General features: G+C 53.7%; 19 protein-coding genes. 9 read left to right on the forward strand and 10 right to left on the reverse strand.

The features are described 5' to 3' along the window. Positions 1–522 precede the first annotated feature (522 nt). Complete coding sequence (locus tag I6L74_RS07235; protein WP_059180371.1) at positions 523–2,172, forward strand: alpha,alpha-trehalase; 1,650 nt, start codon at positions 523–525, stop codon at positions 2,170–2,172. 50 nt (positions 2,173–2,222) lie between these two features. On the opposite strand, the gene I6L74_RS07240 is transcribed toward I6L74_RS07235, so the two are convergent. Beyond that, the gene (locus I6L74_RS07240) at positions 2,223–3,818 is read right to left on the reverse strand and encodes an STY4199 family HEPN domain-containing protein (RefSeq protein WP_059180372.1); all 1,596 of its coding nucleotides are present in this window, start codon (positions 3,816–3,818) and stop codon (positions 2,223–2,225) included. A 144-nt stretch (positions 3,819–3,962) separates the two neighbouring features. Between I6L74_RS07240 and I6L74_RS07245 the strand changes: the two genes are divergently transcribed. After that, complete coding sequence (locus I6L74_RS07245) at positions 3,963–4,502, forward strand: GNAT family N-acetyltransferase (protein WP_059180373.1); 540 nt, start codon at positions 3,963–3,965, stop codon at positions 4,500–4,502. Between the two features lie 3 nt (positions 4,503–4,505). Here I6L74_RS07245 and I6L74_RS07250 read toward each other — a convergent pair whose 3' ends face one another. Then, positions 4,506–5,264 (reverse strand): SDR family NAD(P)-dependent oxidoreductase, encoded by a 759-nt coding sequence (locus I6L74_RS07250; RefSeq protein WP_059180374.1) that lies wholly within the window; start codon positions 5,262–5,264, stop codon positions 4,506–4,508. Positions 5,265–5,383: 119 nt separating this feature from the next. On the opposite strand from I6L74_RS07250, the gene I6L74_RS07255 reads away from it, so the two are divergent. The 3 genes from I6L74_RS07255 to I6L74_RS07265 all read left to right on the forward strand — a co-directional run bounded on the left by I6L74_RS07255 (position 5,384) and on the right by I6L74_RS07265 (position 8,956). Next, entirely contained in the window at positions 5,384–6,283 is a 900-nt protein-coding gene (locus tag I6L74_RS07255) for a LysR family transcriptional regulator (protein ID WP_059180375.1), read from the forward strand. A gap of 51 nt (positions 6,284–6,334) precedes the next feature. After that, complete coding sequence (gene yhjD / locus I6L74_RS07260; RefSeq protein ID WP_059180408.1) at positions 6,335–7,360, forward strand: inner membrane protein YhjD; 1,026 nt, start codon at positions 6,335–6,337, stop codon at positions 7,358–7,360. 273 nt (positions 7,361–7,633) lie between these two features. Next, positions 7,634–8,956 carry an MFS transporter gene (locus I6L74_RS07265; RefSeq protein WP_059180376.1) on the forward strand — a complete coding sequence of 441 codons (1,323 nt, stop codon included), beginning with the start codon at positions 7,634–7,636 and terminating at the stop codon, positions 8,954–8,956. Positions 8,957–9,464: 508 nt separating this feature from the next. Here the strand turns inward: I6L74_RS07265 and I6L74_RS07270 are convergent. Together I6L74_RS07270 and pdeH are read right to left on the reverse strand one after the other, a co-directional pair. Further along, positions 9,465–11,528: an AsmA family protein gene (locus I6L74_RS07270; RefSeq protein ID WP_059180377.1), complete on the reverse strand. Its 2,064-nt coding sequence runs from the start codon at positions 11,526–11,528 to the stop codon at positions 9,465–9,467. A gap of 123 nt (positions 11,529–11,651) precedes the next feature. Continuing rightward, positions 11,652–12,425 carry a cyclic-guanylate-specific phosphodiesterase gene (pdeH, locus tag I6L74_RS07275; protein ID WP_059180378.1) on the reverse strand — a complete coding sequence of 258 codons (774 nt, stop codon included), beginning with the start codon at positions 12,423–12,425 and terminating at the stop codon, positions 11,652–11,654. A gap of 231 nt (positions 12,426–12,656) precedes the next feature. On the opposite strand from pdeH, the gene kdgK reads away from it, so the two are divergent. Further along, positions 12,657–13,586 (forward strand): 2-dehydro-3-deoxygluconokinase, encoded by a 930-nt coding sequence (kdgK, locus tag I6L74_RS07280; protein WP_059180379.1) that lies wholly within the window; start codon positions 12,657–12,659, stop codon positions 13,584–13,586. Between the two features lie 122 nt (positions 13,587–13,708). On the opposite strand, the gene I6L74_RS07285 is transcribed toward kdgK, so the two are convergent. Beyond that, positions 13,709–14,128 (reverse strand): hypothetical protein, encoded by a 420-nt coding sequence (locus I6L74_RS07285; protein WP_059180380.1) that lies wholly within the window; start codon positions 14,126–14,128, stop codon positions 13,709–13,711. A gap of 462 nt (positions 14,129–14,590) precedes the next feature. On the opposite strand from I6L74_RS07285, the gene I6L74_RS07290 reads away from it, so the two are divergent. From I6L74_RS07290 to I6L74_RS07300, 3 genes are read left to right on the forward strand one after another with little or no spacing between them, the layout of a single operon-like run. Continuing rightward, positions 14,591–15,148, forward strand: a complete 558-nt coding sequence (locus I6L74_RS07290) for an alpha-crystallin domain-containing protein (RefSeq protein WP_059180381.1) — start codon at positions 14,591–14,593, stop codon at positions 15,146–15,148. Beyond that, the gene (locus tag I6L74_RS07295) at positions 15,145–15,486 is read left to right on the forward strand and encodes a putative T6SS immunity periplasmic lipoprotein (protein ID WP_059180382.1); all 342 of its coding nucleotides are present in this window, start codon (positions 15,145–15,147) and stop codon (positions 15,484–15,486) included. Before I6L74_RS07290 ends, I6L74_RS07295 begins: the two co-directional genes overlap by 4 nt. 5 nt (positions 15,487–15,491) lie before the next feature. Next, positions 15,492–15,989 (forward strand): Hcp family type VI secretion system effector, encoded by a 498-nt coding sequence (locus I6L74_RS07300; RefSeq protein ID WP_059180383.1) that lies wholly within the window; start codon positions 15,492–15,494, stop codon positions 15,987–15,989. Positions 15,990–16,090: 101 nt separating this feature from the next. Here I6L74_RS07300 and I6L74_RS07305 read toward each other — a convergent pair whose 3' ends face one another. From I6L74_RS07305 to bcsZ, 5 genes are all read right to left on the reverse strand, one after another. Further along, the gene (locus I6L74_RS07305; RefSeq protein ID WP_059180384.1) at positions 16,091–17,584 is read right to left on the reverse strand and encodes a M16 family metallopeptidase; all 1,494 of its coding nucleotides are present in this window, start codon (positions 17,582–17,584) and stop codon (positions 16,091–16,093) included. A gap of 224 nt (positions 17,585–17,808) precedes the next feature. Next, positions 17,809–19,095, reverse strand: a complete 1,287-nt coding sequence (locus I6L74_RS07310; RefSeq protein ID WP_059180385.1) for a dicarboxylate/amino acid:cation symporter — start codon at positions 19,093–19,095, stop codon at positions 17,809–17,811. A 159-nt stretch (positions 19,096–19,254) separates the two neighbouring features. Continuing rightward, on the reverse strand, positions 19,255–21,261 hold the full coding sequence (gene hmsP, locus I6L74_RS07315) for a biofilm formation regulator HmsP (RefSeq protein WP_059180386.1): 2,007 nt from the start codon (positions 21,259–21,261) through the stop codon (positions 19,255–19,257). Between the two features lie 118 nt (positions 21,262–21,379). Further along, a complete protein-coding gene (gene bcsC, locus I6L74_RS07320; RefSeq protein WP_059180387.1) occupies positions 21,380–24,862 on the reverse strand; it encodes a cellulose synthase complex outer membrane protein BcsC in 3,483 nt (1,160 codons plus the stop codon). Further along, positions 24,844–25,950: a cellulose synthase complex periplasmic endoglucanase BcsZ gene (bcsZ, locus tag I6L74_RS07325; RefSeq protein WP_059180388.1), complete on the reverse strand. Its 1,107-nt coding sequence runs from the start codon at positions 25,948–25,950 to the stop codon at positions 24,844–24,846. The genes bcsC and bcsZ overlap by 19 nt, the downstream gene beginning before the upstream one ends. Positions 25,951–25,953 lie beyond the last annotated feature (3 nt).

A 25,953-nucleotide genomic window follows, 5' to 3' on the forward strand; every position in this document is an offset into this window, starting at 1 on the left:
TACATTTACGCTAATTTTAAAATGTATCATCAGTTTAAAATTTAAAAAATACCTGCCATGCGCGACTATAATTCATTCATTCTGATCAACACATAATTAACATCAGCAAACTAAAAATATACATTTAAATATCATAAGAACGCCGTAAGAATTCAAAACGCCAGGTGATATGTTCATTGCGCATTATTAAACCTTCGCAAATATCACGACAACACAATAAGGGAGGCGGTACGAACGTCGTTTTACACCCGTTGCCCTCTTATGAAGCAGAGTTCGCGTTAACATACATAAATCGTTGCAAAACGAATGCTCTGAATTTCACTCATCGTCTATACTGCAGAAATTGCGAGTAAAATACTTTAAATCAATCTGTTACGCGATTTTAGGGGTCTTAATATCCACTAATGATATGTGATCTACCGCACACTTCGCACCCCACAGACCGAAGCGAGTGTCTAAGCTTATTCTATGTCCGGGAAACACCCGTATTTGTGACAATGCAAACCGGAGGTCCTAACCACCATGTTCAACCAGAAATTACATGCTGCAGACATTATCGAGTTCGAAATCGCAGAAGAGCTGCGCTATGAGACCGATCCCTGCGAATTGAAACTGGATGAGATGATCGAGGCGGAGCCGGAACCAGAGATGATCGAGGGGCTGCCTGCATCCGATGCGCTCACCCCTGCCGATCGTTATCTGGAACTTTTTGAGCACGTGCAATCGACGCGCCTGTTTGCGGACAGCAAAACGTTCCCTGACTGCGCGCCGAAGATGGATCCGTTGGATATTCTGATTCGCTACCGTAAAGTTCGCCGTCATCGCGACTTTGATTTGCAGCGCTTCGTTGAGAATCACTTCTGGATGCCGGAAAACCTGACAACTGAATATGTCTCCGACCCCAGTCTGTCGCTCAAAGAGCATATTGATAATCTGTGGCCGGTGCTGACGCGCGAGCCGCAGGATCACATCCCATGGTCATCACTGCTGGCGCTGCCGCAGGCGTATATCGTGCCGGGGGGACGATTTAGCGAAACCTACTATTGGGATTCGTATTTCACCATGCTGGGCCTCGCGGAAAGCGGGCGCAACGATCTGCTCAAGTGTATGGCGGATAATTTCGCGTGGATGATTGAGCGCTACGGCCATATCCCGAACGGCAACCGAACCTATTATCTCAGCCGTTCACAGCCGCCGGTATTTGCGTTGATGGTTGAGCTGTTTGAAGAGGACGGCGTGCGCGGCGCGAAGCGTTATCTGGATCACCTGATGATGGAGTACGCATTCTGGATGGACGGCGCGGATTCGCTGATTCCGAACCAGGCTTACCGTCACGCGGTGCGTATGCCGGATGGCTCGCTGCTCAACCGCTATTGGGACGACCGCGATACTCCGCGTGATGAGTCGTGGGTAGAAGACGTTGAAACGGCCAAGCACTCAGGCCGTCCGCCGAACGAAGTGTATCGCGATCTCCGCGCAGGCGCGGCGTCCGGCTGGGATTACTCTTCTCGCTGGCTGCGCGATGCCGGGCGGCTCGCCAGCATCCGTACCACGCAATTTATCCCCATCGATTTGAACGCGTTCTTGTTCAAACTCGAAAGCGCGATTGCCAATATTTCGGCATCGAAAGGCGATAAAGAGACGTCTGAGCTTTTCCGTCAGAAAGCCAACGATCGCCGTGCCGCCGTGAACCGATTCCTGTGGGATGACGAAAACGGCTGTTATCGCGATTACGACTGGCGTCGCGAAGAGATGGCGCTTTTTTCTGCCGCCAGCATCGTACCGCTGTATGTCGGGATGGCGACGCATGAACAGGCCGACCGCCTGGCAGATACGGTCAAAGCCCGCCTGCTCACGCCGGGCGGAATTATGGCGACGGAGCACGAAACCGGCGAGCAGTGGGATAAACCCAACGGCTGGGCACCGCTGCAATGGATGGCCGTCCAGGGATTCAAGCAGTACGGCAATGATTCATTGGGAGATGAGATCGCCTGGAGCTGGCTGCAAACGGTGAATCACTTCTACAAAGCGCATCACAAGCTGATTGAAAAGTATCACATTGCCAGCAGCACACCGCGCGAAGGTGGCGGGGGTGAATATCCGTTGCAGGATGGGTTTGGCTGGACGAACGGTGTGGTGCGGCGTTTGATTGGACTGTATGGGGAACCGTAGTTCCCCTCTGTTCAGCGTTTTTGTTTAACGTATGTGTTTAACATACGTGTTTAGCGAATCACATTGTAGATATCCGTCTGGATAGACTGCCAACGTTTGTTGCTTTCATCCGGCTGCGCTTGTGCTCGCAACGTCGCTTGCTCGGCTTCACGTTTCTGACGCTTCACAACCGCAGGCACGGTACAAAAAGCGGAGAGGAACTGTTTACGCACCGACGTGAGCGGCTCCCCGTTCGACATCGCATGGCTCAAGGTACTGATGAAGCGGCGGCACGGTTTTTCCTCCACCATTTTCTGCGGATAGCGCATCAGCACTTCCAGCACTTCGTCATGTTTAGACGCCATCGCCTGCTCGGTCCATGACAGTTTCCAGTCCATTCCACTTTGCAGGAACAGCAGAGTCATCTGCGTATCGTTGCGATCGATGGCGGAGCGAAGACTGTTTTCATCCCATGTCACGCCCATGCGCGTCAGCTTTTCTCGCGGAGACGGCTTTTCACGCGTCTCGGGCAACGGGGCCTGCACCTGTGCTGTCACGGTGGCCGCCGGAGCAGAAGGCATCTCGCTGACCACCAACCACACGCCGCCCGCAATGATAGCGAGCACCATCACGCCCACCGCCCCCCACAGCGTGCCGGAGATCAGCTGATCGCGTTGCTCCGGAGTACGCGGCGCGCGCTGCGTCGGCTTTTCAATACTGTCACGTACCTCAAAGAGATCGCCCCCGGTCTGCCTGTCCATTTTTTGCGCGTTTTCCCAGAAAGTGTGCAGCTCACTGGCATCGACCGCCATCAGTCCGGTCGGGTTAATGCGCGTGCGCCCTTCTTCGAAAGCGCGCTGGATAGGCCGGGAGATCTGCCCATAGTAATTATCCAGCATCAGGAGTTGTGCGGAGCTTAAGGTTTGCTGAACAGTCAGGGCATTACGGATCTGTCGAATATCATCCAGAAAAATCTGCAGCGTTTTACGTGGTTCAACCAGCAGGGTCAGGTTGGTGCCATCGTTGAACAGACGTGAGTAATAGCGGCTGAACTCTTTCTTATCGACCAGCATCTGCGCCATTTCGCTGAACATCATGCCGCTCAGGACATCGTTACGCTCACCGAGTTTCAGCCAGCGTCTGACGCGGTCGGCATTGAATAAGGTTTTTAGATGGTTGTTCAGCCGCACCTGATCGGGCCAGGCCTGCATAATTAACGATCTAATGATCAGCTCAATGGCACGCACCTGCTTATGCGCCTGCAATTGCTGCGATTCATCTCCCGGCGCGAGGTCAGTGTTGTAGCCCAGCAGCGGCTGTTGCAACCGCAGATGTTCCAGCGAAGTAACAAACCGCACGGCAGCGATCAGCTGATTTTCACTGACATCCTGACCGCTTTCATACTGCGGCACGCGCTGCTGTAGTAGCCGCAATTGCAGCGTGAAATCGGACATTTCGGCATCATTGAGATTCAGGCGTTTCGCCACCGGTCCCCATCCGCCCAGACCCAGGCGGGCCGTGTCGAGTTGTTCCAGGAACCAGCGGGGATCTTTCCCTTCAGAGACGCGCAGATCAAGTAACAGCAAGATCTCCACGGAGGCGAGCCGAATAATGCCGATGCATTGTTCAAATTGCCCACGAATGTGATGTGATGTGCTTGATGTCATCATTTACCTTAAGTACTGCAAAAAGGAGAAGTCGGCCGCAACGGGCTAATTTTTTTAATTTATGCGCCCTTAAACATAACTGAGAATATGGAGAAATAAAGTGATAACCCTATAATCATTGAAAATTGTTATAGGAGAAAATGCATGCCGGTGATAACGACGCCCCGCCTGATTTGCTCACCTGTCGAAGAGCAAGACTGGCCATTTTATCTGTCGCTCCAGCAAGACCCGGAGGTGATGAAATTTGTTGCAAATCAGCGGCCAATTGCGACGATCCGCGCAGCATTCGAACCGCGTCTTCAGCACTGGACGCCTGGCAGCGATCACTGGCTGTGCTTAATTGTGCGTGACGCCGTCAGCCAGATACCGCTGGGAGCGACTGGATATATACATAGAGAAAATGATTGCGCAGAAGTCGGGTTTTTATTCGCGCCGGAAGCTCAGGGTAAAGGCTATGGCTATGAGTCGTTACGCGCGCTGTGCGATTTCGCGTTTGAGCAGGGCGGGATCCGCCGTCTGACCGCAACGGTAACGGCGGGCAACATCGCCTCCCGGCGCCTGCTGGAAAAAGCAGGCTTTGTACTGGAAGGCGAGCTGCGAGAAAACTTCTGGCTGTCTGGGGGCTGGCATAATGACTGGGTATTTGGCTTGCTCAAACACGAGCATGTGGTTCCAGCGCGTTGAGGGTTACAGGAACATCCCCCCTGACACCTCAATGCGCTGCGCGTTCATCCAGCCCAGGTCATCGCTCAGCAATGCCGCGATCGCGTCACCAATATCGTCCGGCAGCCCGACGCGGCCCAGCGCCGTTTGCGAAGCAATCATCTGATTCAACTGCTCGTTGTCCCGCACGCGACCGCCGCCAAAATCGGTTTCGATAGCGCCCGGGGCGATGATATTGACTGATATGCCGCGCGCGCCCAACTCTTTTGCCTGGTAGCGCGTGAGCACTTCCATTGCCCCTTTCATCGCCGCATAGGCGCTGGAACCCGGCTGGGCAAAACGCGCCAACCCGCTCGAGACGTTCAAAATACGCCCGCCGTCTTTAATGACAGGCAGCAGACCCTGCGTCAGGAAGAAAGGTCCTTTAAAATGGATATTCATCGCATCATCAAATTGCGCTTCCGTGGTCTCTGCGTACGGGGCGTATAAACCCGTTCCAGCATTGTTCAATAAATAATCGAACGAATCACGCTGCCAGACATGTTTTAGCTGTGAGCGCACCTCGCTCACAAAACGTTCAAAGCTCGCGACGTCACCGACATTGAGCGGCAAAGCCACGGCCTTCACGCCTTTCTCTTCAATCTGATGGACCACATCAAAGGCTTCTTTCTGGCTGCTGTGGTAAGTCAGGATGATTCCCGTCCCCTTTGCTGCCAGCTTTAAGGCCGCGTTTTTACCCAGTCCGCGACTCCCACCCGTCACTAATGCAATACGTTCACTCATGAAAAACCTCGTTTCGGTTGATATGGAGATTGAGTAAGAGCTTATTAGGTGATAGAAAATCAATAAAGACGGCAAAGAACGCTTCACTGTTTCACTGACAACAATAATGAGCGCAGCCTATGGATAAAATTCACGCAATGCAGCTCTTTATCCGCGTGGCGGAACTGGAGAGTTTTTCTCGCGCTGCGGACACGTTAGGTCTTCCTAAAGGTAGCGTATCGCGCCAGATTCAGGCGCTGGAAAACCTGTTGGGCACCCAGCTTTTACACCGCACCACGCGCCGCGTCAGCCTGACGCAAGACGGCATGGTCTATTACGAGCGGGCAAAAGATCTGCTCGCCAACCTCGACGAACTGGATGGCCTTTTCCAGAGTGACCCCACCAGCATCAGCGGACGATTGCGCGTCGATATGCCGGTTGCCGTTGCGCGAAATTTAGTCATCCCGAAACTGCCCTCCTTCTTACAGCAATATCCCGGCATTGAGCTGGAATTGAGCAGCAGCGATCGGCTGGTGGATGTGATTCGTGAAGGGTTCGACTGCGTGGTGCGCGTCGGCACGCTGAAGGATTCTGGCTTGATCGCGCGTACGCTAGGCAAACTGTCGATGATTAACTGCGCCAGCCCCGATTATCTGGCGCGTTTCGGGTATCCGGACAATCTGGACGATCTCGCGTCTCACGCGGTCATTCATTACGCCGTGAATCTGGGCACGCGCCCGCAGGGTTTTGAATTTTTTAACGGTGATGCAACGGTGTGGGTGAAAACCGGGGGCATTTTAACGGTCAACAGTACCGAAACCTATCATGCGGCGTGCCTTGCCGGACTGGGGATTATCCAGGTGCCACGCGTCGGCGTCCGCGAGGCGCTGCGGGCGAAAAAAATGGTAGAGATCCTGCCGCAATATCGCGCCGAACCGATGCCCGTGTCGCTGATTTATCCCCATCGTCGCAACCTCTCCCGACGCGTCCACCTGTTCATGGAGTGGCTCACCGGCATAATGAAAGCCTACGTTGACTAGTCGCAAGCTATAATTCTGTAACCTCCAGTCAAACGAATAAGGAAAATGCGCGTGACGCCGGAAAACAACCAGCAACGACCGACTCAGGAACTGGAATACGATCCCATTAAAAAAATGGAAACGGAGCCAGAAAAAAAGCCCTCTCCCGGCAAAGCGAATAAGGCACTGGAAACGGTGACCGACACGGCGCAGAAAATTCAGCGCCGCCCAATGATTGCGCACCTGATACGCGCCGCCGAGCGCTTTAACGATCGCATGGGCAATCAGTTTGGGGCGGCGATTACCTATTTCTCCTTCTTATCCATGATCCCGATTATGATGGTGTCGTTTGCAGCGGCCGGTTTTATCCTCGCCTCGCATCCCACGCTGTTACAGGACATCTTCAACAAAATTCTGGTGAACGTCAGCGACCCTACGCTCGCCGCCACGCTCAAAAGCACCATTAACACCGCGGTTCAGCAACGAACCACCGTGGGGATTGTCGGGCTGCTGATTGCGCTCTATTCAGGTGTTAACTGGATGGGAAACCTGCGTGAAGCCATTCGCGCCCAGTCGCGCGATGTGTGGGAGCGCAGGCCGCAGGACGAAGAAAAAATCTGGATTAAATATCTGCGCGATTTCGTCTCGCTGATAGGCCTGCTGATTGCGCTGATCGTGACGCTGTCGATTACCTCCGTCGCCGGGTCAGCGCAGCAGATGATTATCTCCGCGCTGTATCTCGATTACATTGAGTGGCTCAAACCGGCCTGGCGGGTTATCGGCCTGGCCATTTCTATTTTTGCCAACTATCTGCTTTTCTTCTGGATATTCTGGCGATTGCCGCGCCACCGCCCGCGCAAAAAAGCGTTGATTCGTGGGACGTTTATCGCGGCGATTGGCTTTGAAGTGATTAAAATCGTCATGACGTACACCCTTCCGGCGCTGGTGAAATCACCGTCTGGGGCCGCGTTTGGCTCGGTGTTAGGGCTTATGGCGTTCTTCTACTTCTTTGCTCGCCTGACGCTCTTCTGCGCCGCGTGGATCGCCACCGCGCAGTACAAAGACGACCCAAGAATGCCGGGCAAAACGCACCGGTAAATCCGCCATCGGGCTGAATAAGCATGCATAATATCAGCCCGATTCGGCATTTCAGCATATAAATCCAGCCTGTAACTTTTATTTAACCAAAAACCAGTTTTATCCTCTGATATATAAAATCTGTGAAGCATTTCATAGAAGATATTTCGCCGCCCTGAATATTATCCGCTTTTTGCTGCTTTTATCGCCGCTTCGTCACTTTGTTACAGATTGAAATGTCGCTTTTGCTATGCGTAATATGGCCGTTCGTTCGCCAAAAAATAAGAAAATTTTATGCAAGCCACAGCCACTACCATCGACTCCGAACCAGAAAGCACACCGGTCAACTCGCGTAATAAAGTCGTCGTTGCCTCACTGATTGGCACCGCCATCGAATTCTTCGATTTCTACATTTACGCCACTGCTGCGGTCATTGTCTTTCCGCACATTTTCTTCCCGCAGGGCGATCCTACGGCGGCAACGCTACAATCGCTGGCAACGTTCGCTATCGCCTTTATCGCGCGCCCGATTGGTTCGGCTGTCTTCGGGCACTTTGGCGATCGCGTTGGCCGCAAGGTCACCCTGGTGGCATCGCTGCTGACCATGGGGATTTCCACCGTCGCGATTGGCCTGCTGCCAACCTACGAAACAATCGGTATTTTAGCCCCGATTCTGCTGGCGCTGGCGCGCTTTGGTCAGGGTTTGGGCCTGGGCGGTGAATGGGGTGGTGCGGCGTTACTGGCGACTGAAAATGCCCCGCCGCGCAAACGCGCGCTGTACGGCTCGTTCCCGCAGTTAGGCGCGCCGATTGGCTTCTTCTTCGCTAACGGCACGTTCCTGCTGCTGTCGTGGCTGCTGACCGACGAGCAGTTCATGAGCTGGGGCTGGCGTATTCCGTTTATCTTCTCTGCTGTGCTGGTGTTGATTGGCCTGTACGTGCGCGTTTCTCTGCACGAAACGCCCGTTTTCGCCAAAGTCGCGGCGGCGAAAAAACAGGTCAAAATCCCGCTGGGTACGCTGCTGACCAAACACGTCCGCGTGACGGTGCTGGGCACGTTCATCATGCTGGCGACCTACACGCTGTTTTACATCATGACCGTGTATTCCATGACCTTCAGCACCGCTGCGGCACCGGTTGGGCTGGGCCTGCCACGTAATGAAGTGCTGTGGATGCTGATGATGGCGGTGATTGGCTTTGGCGTAATGGTGCCGATTGCAGGCCTGCTGGCGGATAAATTTGGCCGTCGCTCAAGCATGATCGTCATTACAACGCTTATCATTCTGTTCGCGCTGTTCGTCTTCCCGCCGCTGTTGGGTTCCGGCAGTCCGGCGCTGGTGATGGTTTATCTGCTGATTGGTTTGAGCCTGATGGGACTGACGTTTGGCCCAATGGGCGCGCTGCTGCCGGAGCTGTTCCCGACGGAAGTGCGCTACACCGGCGCGTCGTTCTCCTATAACGTTTCATCGATTCTGGGTGCTTCCGTTGCGCCGTATATCGCGACCTGGTTACAGGCAAATTACGGTCTGTTCTACGTGGGGGTTTATCTGGCATCGATGGCCGCGCTGACGCTGATTGCGTTGCTGTTAACGCACGAGACGCGCGATCGGTCGTTGTGATTTATTGATGATTCGCATAAGGGATGCCCTCTCCCTTTAGGGAGAAGGCTGGGGTGAAGGGCTATACCGCTTTGGAGGGTATTCCGTTCACTTCCAGTGAGTGCTTCTCTATCCGCGAGCAAGTCGTCTAAGTGATGACTGGAATGCAGCAACGCTCTGATCCGGCTGTAAATCGCTGAGTCGTTTTCTGTAGGCCGGGGCGACGCGCAGGGATGCGCGGCGAGGGCGCATTTACAGGGACGTTACACGCGCCCGACCCCGTCAGCCGAAAGAAATAAGGCGAGGGCACCGCGAAGCGGCGATTTTCTTGCCGGGAGCCCGGGTTGCCAGGGTGGTGGCGATTGAGCCACCCTGGCACGTTCACGGGTTCCGAAACGTTAAATAAGCACGTATCTGAAAGTGAACGGAATCACCTCCGAAGCGATCTCTCCCCCTCTCCCTAAATGGAGAGGAGGAAAGCGTTACCCATCCTCACGCTGAGGCGATAACGCCCTCCAGGCTCCCCACGTTATTTCTTCATTTGCGACAGAATATTGCGGCACTGATTCGCGTCCCCTTCTGATGGCGAAATCAGCGCCAGCAGCGCGGCCGCAGGCGTCACTAGTGTGGCCAACGCCGCAGCCACGGCACCGCGCGCAATCAGCGGGCCGGGTTTGACACCGGCTTGCGGATTTTTAAACGAACCGCGCACGTAGAGCGGGGAACGCAGCGTAATGATGCGGAACCCCTTACTCTCGGGATTAATCGTCAAATCCAGCTGTTCTGACGCCATGCTCGCGGTGCCCGTCACGTTGATCACCGCGTTTTCCGTATCGAAGGCAAAAATCTGCGGACGCGCCACTCCGTTGACCAGATCCAGATTCGCCGCCGCACAGTTCACGCGCACTTCGTCATCGCCAAAAATCTGCCCAATGATGAAGTTACCGACGTTCAGCCCCAGAATCTCCATCAGGTTACGGCTGATCAACCCGTCGTTCATCAGCAGCTTAAGATTCCCGTTACTGCTGCCCAGCAGCGCAGCAATCGAGTTACCCACGCCGCGGATCTCCGCATCGCCGTTCATCTCACCGAGGGTTTTTTGCATCAGCTCAACGTTTGGCATCAGCTCTTTCAGCTTCAGCCTGCGCGCCTGAATATCCGCCCGTCCCTGCATCGGTTTTTTGTCGCCGTCGAGATGAATATTCGACGAGATGGTTCCTCCCGCCAGACCGAATTTCAGCGGTTGCAGGTGCAAATCTGAATTTTTCAGGATGATGTGCGTTGAAAGATCGCTAATAGGCAACGTGCTGCCGTGCTCGATTTTACGGCCTTTGAAGCGCACATCGGCGTCCATCACATCCCATTTGTCGGTTTCAAAGCGATCGTAGGGCAGCACTTTGCCCGCCGGCTGGATATCTTTCTCGCCCTTTTTCTGCTCGGCGCTTTTTGCCTTCTGCGCGCCTTTACCGGAATCAACGCCGATCAGCGGGCCGAGATCGGCCAGCCGCAACTGGCGGGATTCGAGATCGCCTTCCAGTTTTGGCCGTGGTTTTCCGGTGGTATACGTGAGCGAGCCGCGAATATCGCTGTCGCCGATACGTCCGTTGAAATTGCGATAATCAAACACAGAGGATTTTTCGGTATCGATTTTTGCCACCAGACGCCCGTCCGTCTCAAACGGCGGAGTGTCCGGCAGGAGTACACCCGTTAAATCATAAAGTTCACCCAGCGAGTCGCCGGAGAATTTAAGCTGCACATCGACGCCGCCCATTTTCATCGGATCGTTGACCGTGCCGACAAACGCCACGCGGGAGTTACCGGAGCGGAAATCCGCCTGCACAGGGAACGGTGTACCTGCGCTTCGCAGCGCCAGCACGCCGCCGATCTTGCCCGTGCCGGTTAACGGCTGGCCGTTGTAACGTCCTGTCGCTTTCAGGCCGAAAACGTAATCGCCCACGTTGTGAGTATCGTTTTTGCCTTTATTACCGGTGACTTCGCTGAACGGCAGCGGTTTACCGAGCGGATCAACAAAGATCTCCACATCCGCTTTGCTGACCTTGTCATCAATCGCGATCCGCCCGCGATCAAACAGAATATTATCCAGACGGAATGACCAGGCTGATGGCTGCGCGTTGGGATCTTTTTCTTCATCGCTGCCGGCCAGGTTAAACGTCCAGTTGTCGTTTTTCTCTGAAAGACGAATCAGCCGCGCATCGGGCTGTTGCAGTTTGATCCACGGCAGATAAACCGTTTTCGTCAGCAGCGCCAATGGCGCAAGCGTGGCTTCTACGCGTGGCAGATGCACCATGGTGACTTCAGGAATGTCCGGCGGATTGCCGAGAATAATGTCGTTAGCGTGAACGTGCGGCCAGGGAACCCAGCTGCGCCAGCCGGTTTCGTCTTTCTGACGCTCCCACACCACGCCAAGATCGCCGCGAATGGCGAAGGGTCGGTTAAGTTCGGTTGAGACTTTCTGGTTGATGGTCGGCTTGAGACGATTCCAGTCGAACGTCGCAATAATGATGATTGCTACCACAATCAACAACAAGAAAATCCCTGCCACCCAGGTGACGATCCTGGTCGTTTTTGTCATCACTGTCCCCTTTCTTTATAACCTTGCCTTTCATGAATATAGTTCAGGCAAAGCGAAATGGGGATTTGCTGCTTCCGGCAATAGCGCGTTTTACTGACGCGCTATTGTGGGAAACAGCAAGCGTTACAGGGTGATAATAACGTTCTCGAGTGTATCCATTGGTACGGGGCGAGACAGGAAATAGCCCTGAGCCGCTGCCGCTGGCGAATTCTGAACATCGCGCCACTCTTCGAGCGTTTCTACGCCTTCGACAATCACGCCCTGGCAATAGCGGTTCATCAGTTGCAGCAACAGGGTAAACAGATTTCGGCCTTCCGGGGTCTGGCGCAGCATGATGAACAGGTCGCGCGCGACTTTGATGTAGTCGTAACGGACTTCGCTCAGCGCCGAGAAATTCGCCATACCCGTGCCGAAGTCATCCAGCCACAGCGGGCCAAATTCGCACATCGATGCAAACGAAGAGTCCTGCGGTAACTGCACATGTTCAACCAGTTCAAAACGCATCCACGGCAGCGAGGCGACGAGTTTTTGCAGCCCTGGATTCTGGCGCAGGGCGATAAGCGTGGGGCCATCAACGTTGACCGACGCCAGAATGTCATTGCGCACGAAAAAGGCTTCTTTCGTCGCCAGCATTTCCAGCTGCTCTTCCAGAACATCAAGACGCTGGCGCACGCTGACCTCCGCAAAATAGCGGTCAGGGGCGATACGTTGCGTGGGATCGGATGGATGCGTCACGACGGTTAAAATCTCAACTGCCATGAGTCTGCCGTTGATACGGTAGATAGGCTGATAAGTATAAGCACGCTCACATTGCAGCCAATAGCGATGCTCCTGCAAGCTTTCGATACTAGCTTCTGGAGTGGTGCATAGCCGCTGGATAACCTGCTCTGACTTCATTTCAGATGTCCTGTTGAAAAGAGATGACCTGTCTGGACTCGTCAAAGAGTTATCGGCCTACGAGGTGAGAACTTTATGTTCAATTGGCCGGGAAAATGAAATTAAGATGACAGAAACTTTCCGGAACACGCGCTGGCTCAAAAAAAATTATGGAACGACGTTTTAATATAGTTGACCATAAATTTCTCACAGCGCACACTCACTTTAATTTATCTGTTCAGGTTCACGACTATGTCTAAAAAAATTGCCGTGATTGGCGAATGCATGATTGAGTTGTCACAGAAAGGCGCAGAAGTTAGCCGCGGCTTTGGTGGCGACACGTTGAATACTTCGGTTTACATTGCGCGCCAGGTCGCCCCTGAAGCGCTTGCCGTCAATTACGTCACTGCGCTGGGTACCGACAGCTTTAGCCAGCAGATGCTGGAAGCCTGGCAGAGTGAAAACGTACAAACCTCGCTGATTCAGCGCATGGAAAACCGTCTGCCAGGGCTGTATTACATTGAAACCGACAGCACCGGCGAACGTACTTTCTATTACTGGCGCAACGAAGCTGCCGCCAAATTCTGGCTGGAGAGCGAAGATTCGGCGGCCATTTGCGAAGAGCTGGCGACGTTTGATTATCTCTATCTGAGCGGCATTAGCCTGGCCATTTTAAGCCCGTCCAGCCGTGAAAAATTACTGTCCCTGATGCACGAGTGCCGTGCAAATGGTGGCAAAGTGATTTTCGATAACAACTACCGTCCACGTTTGTGGGCCAGCCGCGAAGAGACGCAGCAGGTTTACCAGCAGATGCTGCACTGTACCGATATCGCGTTCTTAACCCTCGATGACGAAGATGCGTTATGGGGTGAAAAGCCGGTTGAAGAGGTGATTGCTCGCACGCATGATGCGGGTGTTTCCGAAGTTGTGATTAAGCGCGGCGCAGATTCTTGTCTGGTCTCGGTGGCAGGTGAAGCCGTGATTGACGTCCCTGCGGTGAAATTAGCCAAAGACAAAGTGGTCGATACCACGGCGGCAGGCGATTCATTCAGCGCGGGCTATCTGGCCGTGCGTTTGACGGGCGGCACGCCTGAAGACGCCGCCAAACGCGGCCATCTGACGGCAAGCACCGTGATTCAGTATCGCGGGGCGATTATTCCACGTGATGCGATGCCTGAGTAAACGTAGCAAACAACTGTCTTAGCCGGGAAGGCTATGGGGCAATCTGCTGATGCGATTGCCCCGTCTTTCCTGTTGCCTGCTCAATCTGCGCTAAACGCCCTTCATCAGCGCGCGGTCTGGTCTCAAGACCAGCGCGGCGCTTTGAGATCTCCTGCAAACATCCACATCAGCTCACACAGCAGCGCTTTCAGCGTTTTTTCCGTTTCCGGCAGTAGCGATTGTCCGCAGAGCACCAGCGTCAGCGACTGGCAGTAATCGCACAGGGCTTCGGCATCCGGCTCAAAATACGGAGCCGTTTCGGGCAGCGTATCGACGGTAAAACGCCCGATCAGGTGCGGCGGGATCGGCTCGCTGAGCGTCGGGCGTAGCAGCGCGAGACAAGCGCCGATGCGGCCAAGCAGCGCCATTTTCTCGACAGGTTCATGGCATTCCATCAGCGTTTCGGCAAAGCGATCGCAGCAGTCGGCGAGATCGGTGAAATCGGTCGCGGCGCTGAAGGGGACAGTGAATAAGTCGTGCTCGGGAGTAAAGATTGGTGTCATAGAGAAAACTCCAGTGAGAGATTTTAATGACCGCCAGAGAGAGGCTAATCTCACGGGTGGCGGATCCGAGCGGGGTTAGCCTTACCGGCCTCACTGACACCGGCGCGTCTTGCGACGCCCCCGCCCGGCCCGCCATATTAGCGTAGCCGTGCGAACGACACAAAATAGCGGTGTCGTCAGTGAAGGTTTCAGGAGGCTAATCCCGACACCTGTTATTGCAGGTGCGTAAAAATAATACGGTGAGAACGTTATTTTTAAAATGGTTATTACTGGAAGGAGCATCTAATTTTCGAATGTAATTGCATGGTGTCGAATTACATTAATTAGTTAAAGCAATGCGTTGATTTAATTTATTCGTGAATATTATTGTTCAGTGAATATCTCGAAAAATATCGCTTCTTTCATCTATTTTCTGGTTGTAGGATAAGTGCTCAATACCAACAAGGATGAGAGGGTTATTGAGTGCCCGTTAACGAAAATATTGATCCAACATCAGGAACCCGGATAAAGCCCGATGGATTGAGACTCCTTACTATAGGAGAAATCGCTCTTGCTAAGACACTGTTCGGGGGAAGTCTCATTTACAGTAAAATATGGGTACACCGAGAAAGCTATCTCCCCTTTAACCTACAGCCTATCGATGTTGCGATGACGCCCAACGGTGAACTGTGGTTTAGAGAAGAAACCTATTCACACGATTTCTCTTTAGAGCTCGTAGGAAAAAAACACAGATTTATGCATGAGATGGTTCACGCCTGGCAAGCACAAAAGGGTATGTTTGTCAGAACACGGGGCTTATTTTCTCGTTTCGCTGATTACAGTTACAGCTTAGATAAAGCAGATTTCCTACATTATGGATTAGAACAACAAGCATCCATTGCTAGTGATTACTGGCTATTACTTAATAATAAATTAACAGATTATTGTGATCTACATGTATATCGTGATTATAACTCTAGTGAATCTGTTTACTCTTTGATTCAAAAATATAAAGCCGTGTTAAAAGGATTTCCTGGATGAAAAGACTCGTTATTATTCCTCTAATACTCCTGCTGTCTGGTTGTCCAGGAGGGAGGCCTGCTCCTGAAAACAGATACACTTACATCAGTAATGAAAGGCTTTGTTTTAGCGTAGATAAAAAAGACGTTTTGAATTACTACCGTATAGAATCTGATCAGGAGAAAGGATATACAACAATAAAACATGATACAAATCTAAAACTCTCTTATCCTGATGACTGCATTAACATAAAGTGGAAATATGGTTATAGCTATGCTGTTTCATACGGTTTAAATGGTGAAGATTATGTTCATGAGTTCTTTATTAATAACAATGGACAACTAAGGGAATTAAGGTAATAAGAATGTCACTGCCCGCCTATTTATTTTTATACGATGAAAATGGAATGCAAGTCACCGGGGATTGTATGGCGCCAGGCCGAGAGGGTGCCATAGAGGTGATGAACAGTAGCTATGGCATACGAACAGGTGTCGATAGCCATACCGGAAACCTGACAGGAACCCGACAGCATGATCCCGTTGTCATTCATAAACAACTCGATAAAGTCAGTCCGTATCTTGCTAATGTAATTAGTGAATCACGACGATTACAGAAAGCGGTCATTAAATATTATGAGATTGTCGAGGCGGGAATTGAAGTTGAGATCTACCGCATCACGCTGGAAAGCGTGGTTATCTCGTCCTTAGATTTTACTCATGTTTATTATCCGGGCAGTACCGCGCCAAATATGCATGAGGTTGTGGGGCTGAGATTCCGGGCAATTGAATGGAATTATGTCAGGGGCAATATTAAATATGATGACGCATGGATGAAGAAAAAGCAGGAACAACAAACCCGATAAATGGAGAGTAGACGGAACAGTACTGTTTTCTGGGAGGGGTTTGATGATGGCCTTGCCCCCTCCCGCAGGAGAGGGCCAGAATCAGGACATCCGCCCACACATTACTGCGTGCGCGGAATATCTGACGCATCCTGATGTAAATCATCTACCGCTGGCTGTGCAGCAAGCGCGGCTTCCGGCGTCATGATCTCATCCCAGGTGGCCTGCAAATCCTTCATGTTAAATTCCGGTTCGCCTTTCGGCTGCAGCAACACCAGCGCCATGTCCTGAGACAATTGCTGACGAAGATCCTGATTAATCATCTCAACGGTCAGGCTATTCAGAAAATCCTGCCGAAGTTTCTGATACTGCTCTGGCGCGATATCCACCACCTGGTTTTGCAGGGAACGAATACGCTGACTGATCAGAACGTCAGTATCCGTGCGGGCATAAGTGGCGAACAGTTTTTGCAGCTCGAGGCCTTTCTGTGCCACCAGCGCATCAAACTCCTCTTTCGACAGGCCGTCTTTACGCACTTTTGCCAGCTCTTTCGCGACCACGCTGAGATTGGCGTTCAGCTTATCGCTCGGGGATTCAACGTTAATCGCGCACTGGGCACGCTGGAACAGCACGCGGCAGTCGAAGCCAATGCCGATATCTTTCGCATTGTTTTTGCTGAGCGTTTGCTGAACATGCCAGAACAGTGCTTCACGCGCTAAATCAGCGCGCCAGTAACGCAGCAGCGCCGCAGATTCACGAATCGGCTGCCACGGCGTGTCCCACATCAACGCCAGACGATCCTGGCGCACGGCGTCAGTCATAATGCTCACTGGCTCTGGGCGCAGCGGCGACAGCGTTGGGACCGGCGCTGGCACATCACGTTTGCCTTTGAGATCGCCAAACGCTTTGCCGATCTGCTCGATCACTGAACGGCTATCTACGTTACCCACCACGATCAGCGTCATCGCATCCGGGGTGTACCATTTCTGATAAAACGACTTAACTTGCTCGATATCGACCGGCTGTTTGACCGACTCTGCCGGGTCATGTCCCAGCAGCGTGGAGCCTTTCAGGCGATAACGCCACCAGCTGTCTTTGGTGTCCGCGGGCCAGGTCGCCACCATGTCACTGTTGCTTAGCGCATAGTTGACCGTATCCGGCGTGATCGCCACTTTGCCAGCGGTATCACCGAGCCAGGTCAGCGATTCTTTCAGCAGATCGTTACGGTTATTCGGCAGGCTGAGGTTAAACATGGTGTAGTCGTAAGAGACAACGGCAGGCGGAAGTGGACGCTTCGGGTCAATGCCCTGCTGCCATAGTGAACGCACCTGCACGGCTTGCAAACTGCCGCTTTGGGTCAGCGCCAGTCGAGGAATAAAATGGCTGAACCCGCTCTGCTGAGAGCTTTCAGTCAGTGAACCGGTATTAACAGAAAGGCGAATTTCAATGCGATCGCTGGGACGCTGCGGCGTGGCTAAAACTTGCCACTGAAAACCATTCGCCAGTGTTCCCTGTTGCCAGGCCGGGTCGGGCTGGAGAGTATCTGCCTGCACATAACTGGCTGCTGCCATCATCAGCAAACCGCCGGTTAAGAGTCGAATTTTTGTGCCCTGCATGTAAACCCCTGATCAACAATCCTGGTTAAAAAGAGTGTCTCACTGCCTCGAGCACTCTGTAAAAAACGTTCAAACACTTCGATTAGACCGCGTGAAGGGTGAAACGTCACGGCATGAAGTGAAAAATTCCCGAAAAAAATCTTGTCGAAGTATGACAGATATGAGTCGTTATTATGCGCAGGAGCCCGCCCCCCGACAAGGGTAAGCGGGCATAAGTGCTGATTTTATGAGGATAAACCTTGGGTTTTGCTATCTGGCACGCGATTATTCAGCGTATCGTCGAGTTTTTTATGGTCCAGCTCTTTGACCCATTTCGCTACCACCACGGTGGCAACGCCGTTACCGATCAGGTTGGTCAGGGCACGGGCTTCAGACATAAAGCGGTCGATACCGAGAATCAACGCCAGACCCGCAATTGGCAGGTGTCCTACGGCCGAAATGGTGGCCGCCAGGACGATAAACCCGCTGCCCGTAACGCCCGCCGCCCCTTTTGATGAAAGCAGGAGCACTACCAGCAGGGTTATCTGATGGAAAATATCCATATGGCTGTTTGTCGCCTGGGCGATAAACACGGCGGCCATGGTCAGATAAATCGACGTTCCGTCGAGGTTGAAGGAGTAGCCGGTCGGTATCACCAGCCCCACGACCGATTTACGGCAGCCAAGCTTCTCCATCTTATCGAGCATGCGCGGCAACGCAGATTCAGACGAGGACGTACCGAGCACAATCAGCAGCTCTTCGCGGATGTATCGGATAAATTTGAAGATGCTGAAACCGGTCGCGCGTGCAATTGAACCGAGCACCACCACCACAAACAGAATACAGGTGATATAGAAGCAGATGATCAGCTGGCCGAGCTGAATCAGCGTGCCCACGCCATATTTACCGATCGTGAAGGCCATCGCCCCGAACGCACCAATGGGCGCCAGGCGCATGATCATATTGATAATGCCGAAAATGACCTGCGAGAAGCTTTCAATCACGTTGAAAATCAGCTGGCCTTTACTGCCCAGGCGATGCAGGGCAAAACCAAACAGCACGGCGAACAGCAGCACCTGCAAAATGTTGCCGCTGGCAAAGGCACCAATCACGCTGCCGGGAATAATATCCAGCAGGAACGCGACGATACCCTGATCTTTGGCCTGCTCGGCATAAATCGCGACCGCTTTGGCATCCAGCGTGGAAGGATCAACGTTCATCCCCGCGCCCGGTTGCACCACGTTCACGATAATGAGGCCGATAATTAACGCAATGGTACTAACGACTTCGAAATACAGTAGGGCAACCGCACCGGTACGACCGACCGCCTTCATGCTTTCCATGCCAGCGATTCCGGTCACTACGGTACAGAAGATAACGGGCGCGATGATCATTTTGATGAGCTTCACGAACGCGTCGCCAAGCGGTTTCATTTGAGCGCCCAGTTCAGGATAGAAATGGCCAAGGAGAATACCAATGGCAATCGCTGTCAGGACCTGAAAGTAGAGACTTTTAAAGAGTGAGGTTTTCATAGGGTGTCCTTGGGAAGAAAAACCACAGGTTTTTTATGGGTAAGACTCACCTGCGGCTTTAAAATAACACCCGTAAAACAGGACAGAAATGAACACACGTCAAAAATGAAACAAAAATGTTAAGAAATTAGAGCTGACTCGAACAAGCCAGCAACAAACTTACACTTTTGCGGGAGTGTTTTCGGCGCTGAGATACCGTTTTTCAAATTCATCGGACGGCACGGCGCGAGCAAACAGGAAGCCCTGACCACTTTCGACACCTGCCTTCGCCAGCCAGTCGCGCTGGGCTTCCGTTTCGACACCTTCAGCAATCACATGCAAATCAAGGCTGCGCGCCATCTGAATAATGGCCTCAACCATGCTGCTGTCGTCTGGCAGACCGTCGACAAAAGTCTTATCGATCTTCAGTACGTCAACGGGCAGCGTTTTCATGTGCTGGAGCTGGCGCAGCCCCGCGTAGCCCATGCCAAAATCATCCAGCGCAATGCGAATACCGGCATTACGCAGCGGTTTCAGAATCGCCACCGCCTCATTAGGGTCATCAATACGGCGGCTTTCCGTGACTTCGAGGATCAACGTGTCGGGCTTGATCCGATAGCGATTGATCAGCTCAAGCATCTCCGACACCATCGTCGGGTGCATTAGCTGTAAGGCGGAAAGGTTGACCGACAGCGGCATCTCTATGCCGCGTTCCTGCCACGCAGACAGCTGACGGCACGACTCTTCCAGCACCCAATAACCCACTGTCACCATCAGCCCACAGGATTCAATCTGCTCAATCAGCCCTTCGGGCAGCTCCCACGAACCATCCGGCTGTTGCACGCGTAACAACGCTTCGGCACTTTTCACTTCGCCCGTTTCAAGATTAACCTGCGGCTGCAGCCACAGCGCGAACTGATTATTATCCAGTGCCGTGAGAATATCGCTCTCTTCCGTCAACCGTCGCTGCGCCTTTTCCATCTGCTCCGGTTCGAAGAACTGAATTTGATTTTTACCTTTGCGACGGGCGGTAAAGGCCGCTGAGAACGCGCGTCGATAGAGCTGTTCTGCCGTCAGATCGCCGTAATACATCGCCAGACCGATACTGGCGCTCGGACGCAGCTGGATGCCCTGCACCGGCAGACGCTCATTTATGACAGTGAGCACTTGCTGACCTAACGTTATGGCGTGCCACGGCTCTTTCACCCCGTGGGCGAGGATCACAAAATCGTAGCCGCTCACCTGGGTGAGTACCATTCGCGGCGCGAGCACCGATTTGATTTTTTCCACCAGCGTCAGAAGCAGCATTTCGCGCTGGCTCTCTTTCAGCACGCCAGCAGTGTCCTGCAAGGTTTCACAGGCGATAGCCATCAGCGCCGTGGTCTGTTGTCGCGCGACGGTTTGTTCCAGTAACGCCATCAGGAAGGCTTTGTTTGGCAGTTCAGATACCGGGAAACGCGTGGCGTTACTGTTCAGCTCATCATGATGGCGCAGCAAGCGCTGCTGGTTGATATTGTAACTGCGCACCAGCATGCCGATTTCATCGTCATGATGCAGGCGCGGCAGTGAAAGCTGGTGTCCCACCTGGTCCTGCGGCGAGAGATTATCCAGCTCACGGGCAATTTTGCGCAGCGGATGGACAATCAACCGATTGATACACCAGGTCAGCGCCACGCTCAGGATCAGCGTCAAAAGTAAGTAAGTAGTTACTAACGTCGAGATCCAGCTCATCACAAACTTGTGCATCCGATACGCATCCGCCTGTAAAACCAAATAGGCTAACGGCTGCGGATTGGCAGGGCGTTCAAGGGAATAAAGCGGGAGCGAAATCTGCACCGGCAGCTCAAACAGGCGCATGATCATCATCGGAACCGGACGCTCGGGAATAAAGCTCATCCGCAGCGCCTGGAATTGATTGGGCAGCACCACATCCGCCCGGCTGACAATGCCCGCGGGCTGAATGCGCTGTAAAATGGTTTCTGCTTCGGGGATATCCCCTTTCAGAATGGCGGCCGAGAGCGGTAAACGAACCGAGCGGGCGATACTTTCCAGTTGCGAAGCCGTGTTGTAGCGATTCTGCTGTACGGAATGAAACAGCAAAATAACGCAAAATATGAAAACAAACACCATAGTGACGGCAGACACCATCGCCATTTGTTTGATCGTTAAAGAACGGCTGACACGCAATTTGACTCTCCACAAACCCAAAGCATAGAGTAACAAAACGTTACCCTATTGCCGCCAGAGTATACCCGATCGCAACGAATTTGAGAGAGCCTAAGATTTCTATTAAGGATAATTCCGGTTACCAGTCCGCGTAAGGTGTGAGCGGTTCCGGCGGTAAATCCATATCGCCCTGCCAGCCTGCGGCAGAGTAGCGCACATAAAGCAGCGCATGGCTCGGGGTATAGTCCTTCGCTTGCTGAATATCGACGCCCATACCGACAAACCAGTTTGACGTCACGCGACGTTCCACAATCGCCCGCGCGGTATAACCGGTTCCGGACGAACTGCTGCCCTCTTCAGGTTCGTTTCTGTCGCCGTATCGTCCCGGTTCATTCGTCGGGATCAGCCCCTGAATCGGATAGCGCATTCCGTCTTTGGTCTTAGAATGCGACCAGGAAACAGAACCGCCCAGTTCCCAGGACCAGTTTTCGGTGCGTTTACGCCAGGTCACAGGCACCGCGAAGGAAACATACTCCTGCGGGCTGTAATAGCCGCCCTGACCCAGCGAATAGGAACTCAAATCTTTGTCGTAATGCCAGAGCATATTCGACAGCCCAACCGTCAGACGCTCGTTGTTTTTGTTGATGATTTTGTAGTAGTAGCCGGTCATCCAGCGGATGCGCCAGTTATCCTCAACGTTTTTGCCCTCAAGCGCATCCATGTTCAGACTCGACCAGATGCCATTGGCTTCGCCTTTGTCGTAACTGATGCTCGCACCACCACCGGTGGCTCGCACGCCGCCCCATGTCGTGCCCGTGTTAGGATCTTTTTGCCCGGCAAACGCCAGCATGGAGCTGGAGATCGGACGGCGATGGGCATTCACGGTATAGCCAATCGGCCCTAAATCATTGCTGTAACTTAGGCCACCCACCACGTCGACAACGTCAAAGCCCATTGGCGTGGTGCCGATGTCCATGGCCCAGGTTTTGTTTTCCCAGCCCACCGCCACACTCGCGCCGTTCGCGCTTTGATTGGTGCTGCCGTAACACGGCGTACCGGCGCAGGTCCCCCATTTAGGATCGTAGGTGCCGTTTTTGGTCTCAAAGGAACCGGCATTCATATTCACCAGATCGCTGCGGAAGAACATCCGTCCGTCGGACAGCGGCGCATCGACATGCAGCATGGTGGTATGCGCTTTCAGGTCGGAATACCCGCCAGTCCCGCTGGAGCCCCAGTAGTCATGCTGCAGCGTGACGTTGAGATCCTGCTGTTGATATAGCTCGCCTGCATCACTGCGCACGCCGCGTTTCAGCCAGTCATCTTTTTCGTCATTGCGCGTCAGACGCGTAAAACTGTCGTTATCTTCAGGGCGCGTCGGGGTGATGCCGGACGCGACCATCGCATCTTTATAGCTTTCGAGCGCCTGTTGCGGCTGGCCGTTACTGGCCTGGAAGCGTGCTGCATCGCGCAGCACCAGCGCGCTGTCCATGGACGGCGGCTGCGATTTTGCCTGCGGAACCAGTTTGCTGAACGTCTGCTCTGCGGCGGCGGTATCGCCCAGCTCAGCCTGCGCCAGCGCAACGCGACGCTGCATATTCACCGACGGCGGCTCGTTATTTTGCCCGGCGGGCAGCATCGCCAGCTGCGTACGAGCAGCGTCTTTATCGCCTTCAGAAAGATAGACTTCCGTCAGGCCGAGAATCGCATCGGTATTTTGCGGTTCCCGCTGCAAAACGCTGCGGTAAGCGGCTTTGGCAGCGGTACGATCGCCCCGCTGCTGCGCCCAGTCTGCCAGCGTTAAATCGATACGCGTAGACTGCGGCTGCTGGCGTAATAGCGTTTCCGCCTCGCGCTCCTGGCCGCTGTCACGCAGGCGATTGGCCGTTTCCAGCACCTGATCGCCTTGCAGTCGGTCAGCCAGCTCCTGAATATTGCCGTTCCATTTATCGCGTGAGAGCGTATTGAGATGGGCCAGCGCGGCGCGATCCTGGTTGTTACCGGAAAGATACAAACCGTAGGCGTAAACCTGCTCCGGATCGCCCGGTTTTTGGCTCGCCAGCTGTCGCATCAGCGCATCCGCCTGGCTGCGCTGCCCGGCGCTGTAGAGATCGCGTGACAGACGATAGGTGATCCACACGCTGCCCGGATCGAGCACCAGCCGACGGCGCTGAATTTCAGCCGCCTGAGCAAAACGGCCCTGATTTTCAAGCTGTTCCGCCTGCTGCGCGAGCCGGTCGTTATTCAGACTGCGCTCGATATCATCAATGCTGCGACGCTGGCTGGCGGAAAGTGACTGGATAAACTGGTCGGCTTTTTCCGGTGATTCTGCGCGATAAATATTGGCAAGCCCGCGCACCGCGTTGCTGTTGCCGCTGTCCATGCGCAGCGCCTGACGATAAAAACGCTCGGCGGCGGCCGTATCTTTGCGTGCAACGGCCGCATCGCCCAGACCCAGCACCGCGTAACTGTCGGTATTATCGATGTTACGCGCCTGCTGATAATGACGTTCCGCCTGGCTAATATTATTGGCTTTCAGCGCGGCATCACCCTGCTGAATCAACAGCCAGTAACGGTTGACCTTCAGCAGGCTGTCCCATTTCCCGCGGTTATCGCTTTGTGGATCAAGCGCGATCGCCTTTTCAAACTGAGTGACCGCACGCGCACGATCGCCGCGCTGGGAATACGCCTGCCCCAGCGCGCCCACGGCTTCGCTGTCGGCATGATTGGCGCTAACCGCCTGCTGTAGCTCGGCAACGGCTTTACCGCCCTGTCCCGCTTCCACCGCTGCCAGCCCTTCGGCCTTGGCACGGAAAGCCGGATCGGCTAAGCGTTTTCGTTGGTCATCAAGCTGCGAGCGGGCAGCGGTGACGTTATCGCCCGTGCTGAACACCTGCAAATAATCCTGCAGGGCTTTCACGCTGGCGGCACTCACCGGTGCGTCTTTGATCTGCTGATACCAGAGATCGGAAGCCGCATCGCGTCCGGCGTTGGATTTCGCCATTTGCCGCAGCACCGCAAAGCCTTCATCGCTGCGCCCGCTCTGGAACAGAAGCTGCGCCAGCGTGTTTTGCAGCTGCGTATCGCCGGGGCTGGTGAGATTAATTTTTTTGAGCTGATTGATCGCTTCAACGCGACGCGCAGGGTTCTTCGCAACAACGGTCCAGTATTCCGTCGCCAGCGCATCGTTTGGTGGATTGCCTGAGAAGATTTTCTCGTATGCGTCAATCGCTTCCTGCGTATGTCCGGTGGTCGCCAGTAAACGCGCCTGCTGTAATGCCTGACGCCCTTCTGGCGTCGAGAGCAACATGGCGTTTTGTGAAGACAGATAAGCACTCGAACTCGGCGCGATACCTTTCAGGCGATCCAACTCTTTTTGCGCGCCCGCATTATCGCCCTGACGCAGCAGATAGCGGAATCGCGCGGCGATCACATCCGGATTATTCGGGTCGATGAGCTCCAGGCGATAGAGCGACTGGCGGACCAGATCTTCGCGCTGCGTCGCTTCGCCGAGCCGAACCTGTTCCAGCAACTGTTTTTGCTGTGGAGAGTTGGCGGCCTGCGCCAGCGGCATCAGCGTTAAGCCAAGCGATAAACTGAGTAAACTTAATGAGAACTTGCGCATTCCTGGCCCCAGTCAGGGTGTAATTCACCCTTTGCGGTAAAGCGAAAACGGTGCTGATCCCATCCTTGTCCGAACAGGGTCAGCACGTAGCTGTAATAGGCATCATTGCCGGGGAAATAGTCGGCGACGCGCTGGCGTTGCACCGCTTGTGCATCGCGGTCCTGTAAAAACGGCAGCAGCGAGGCGGAGAAGCCTACCGGGCCATCGCCCGTGGGTTTACCGCTTGTGACATCGACCTTCTCCGGCGGGACGCCATTTTTTGTTGTGAGCGTCGCCATCGGTTTAAAACGTGCCAGCAGTCGGGCTTTTTGCGGATCGCGGTCGTGCATCATGCCCGTCCAGAGATACACGCGAATCGCGTCGTAACTGCCAATAACGTTTTTTTCTGGCTGCAGTTGCCAGCCTTTATTTTGCTGATACTGCACCCAGTTGGGTGAAAATCCTTTTGGCGCAGTTTCCAGCAGCAAACGCAGATTTGTCTCGCGAAGCGTGGTCCACGGCGCTCCAAAGCGGGTGAAATAGTTCGCCAGTTGCGGCGGGAGATAGCTGGGGTTAAAGCGCCAGGCTTTCTCCTCGGTAAAACCGACGTTGCCGGGCAGGAGCATCAGTCCTAAACCCGGCACTTTAATGACTTCTTCGCTGGCGATGCGTTTTAGCAGCGCTTTGCCGGTGGCGGTATATTGCGGCGCTTTCCACAAACGCCCCGCCTCCAGCAACGACCAGGCTATCCAGATATCGGCATCAGAGGCAGAGTTTTTGTCGATCACCGCCCAGGTATCCGCATCCTTTTTTCCCCACAACCAGGCAGGCAGATGTTGACTGAGAGACCCCTGGGCGAGATTGTCGCTCGTCCAGTTCAGCAGCAAATCGAAGGCCTTGCGGTCGTTAGCAGCAAGGGCAAAGAACAGCGCATAGCTTTGCCCTTCTGAGGTGCTGATTTTCCGCGCGTCACTGGGATCAATGACGCGCCCGCCATCGCTGATGTAGTCCTGTTTAAACTGCTCCCACGCAGGCCAGCTACAGGCTGCACGCGCATTCGTTGCCGCCAGAACCAGCGCGACTATCATCCACCCACGAAGCGCGTTCATCGT

Source organism: Lelliottia amnigena (assembly GCF_019047465.1).
Lineage (GTDB): Bacteria > Pseudomonadota > Gammaproteobacteria > Enterobacterales > Enterobacteriaceae > Enterobacter > Enterobacter amnigenus.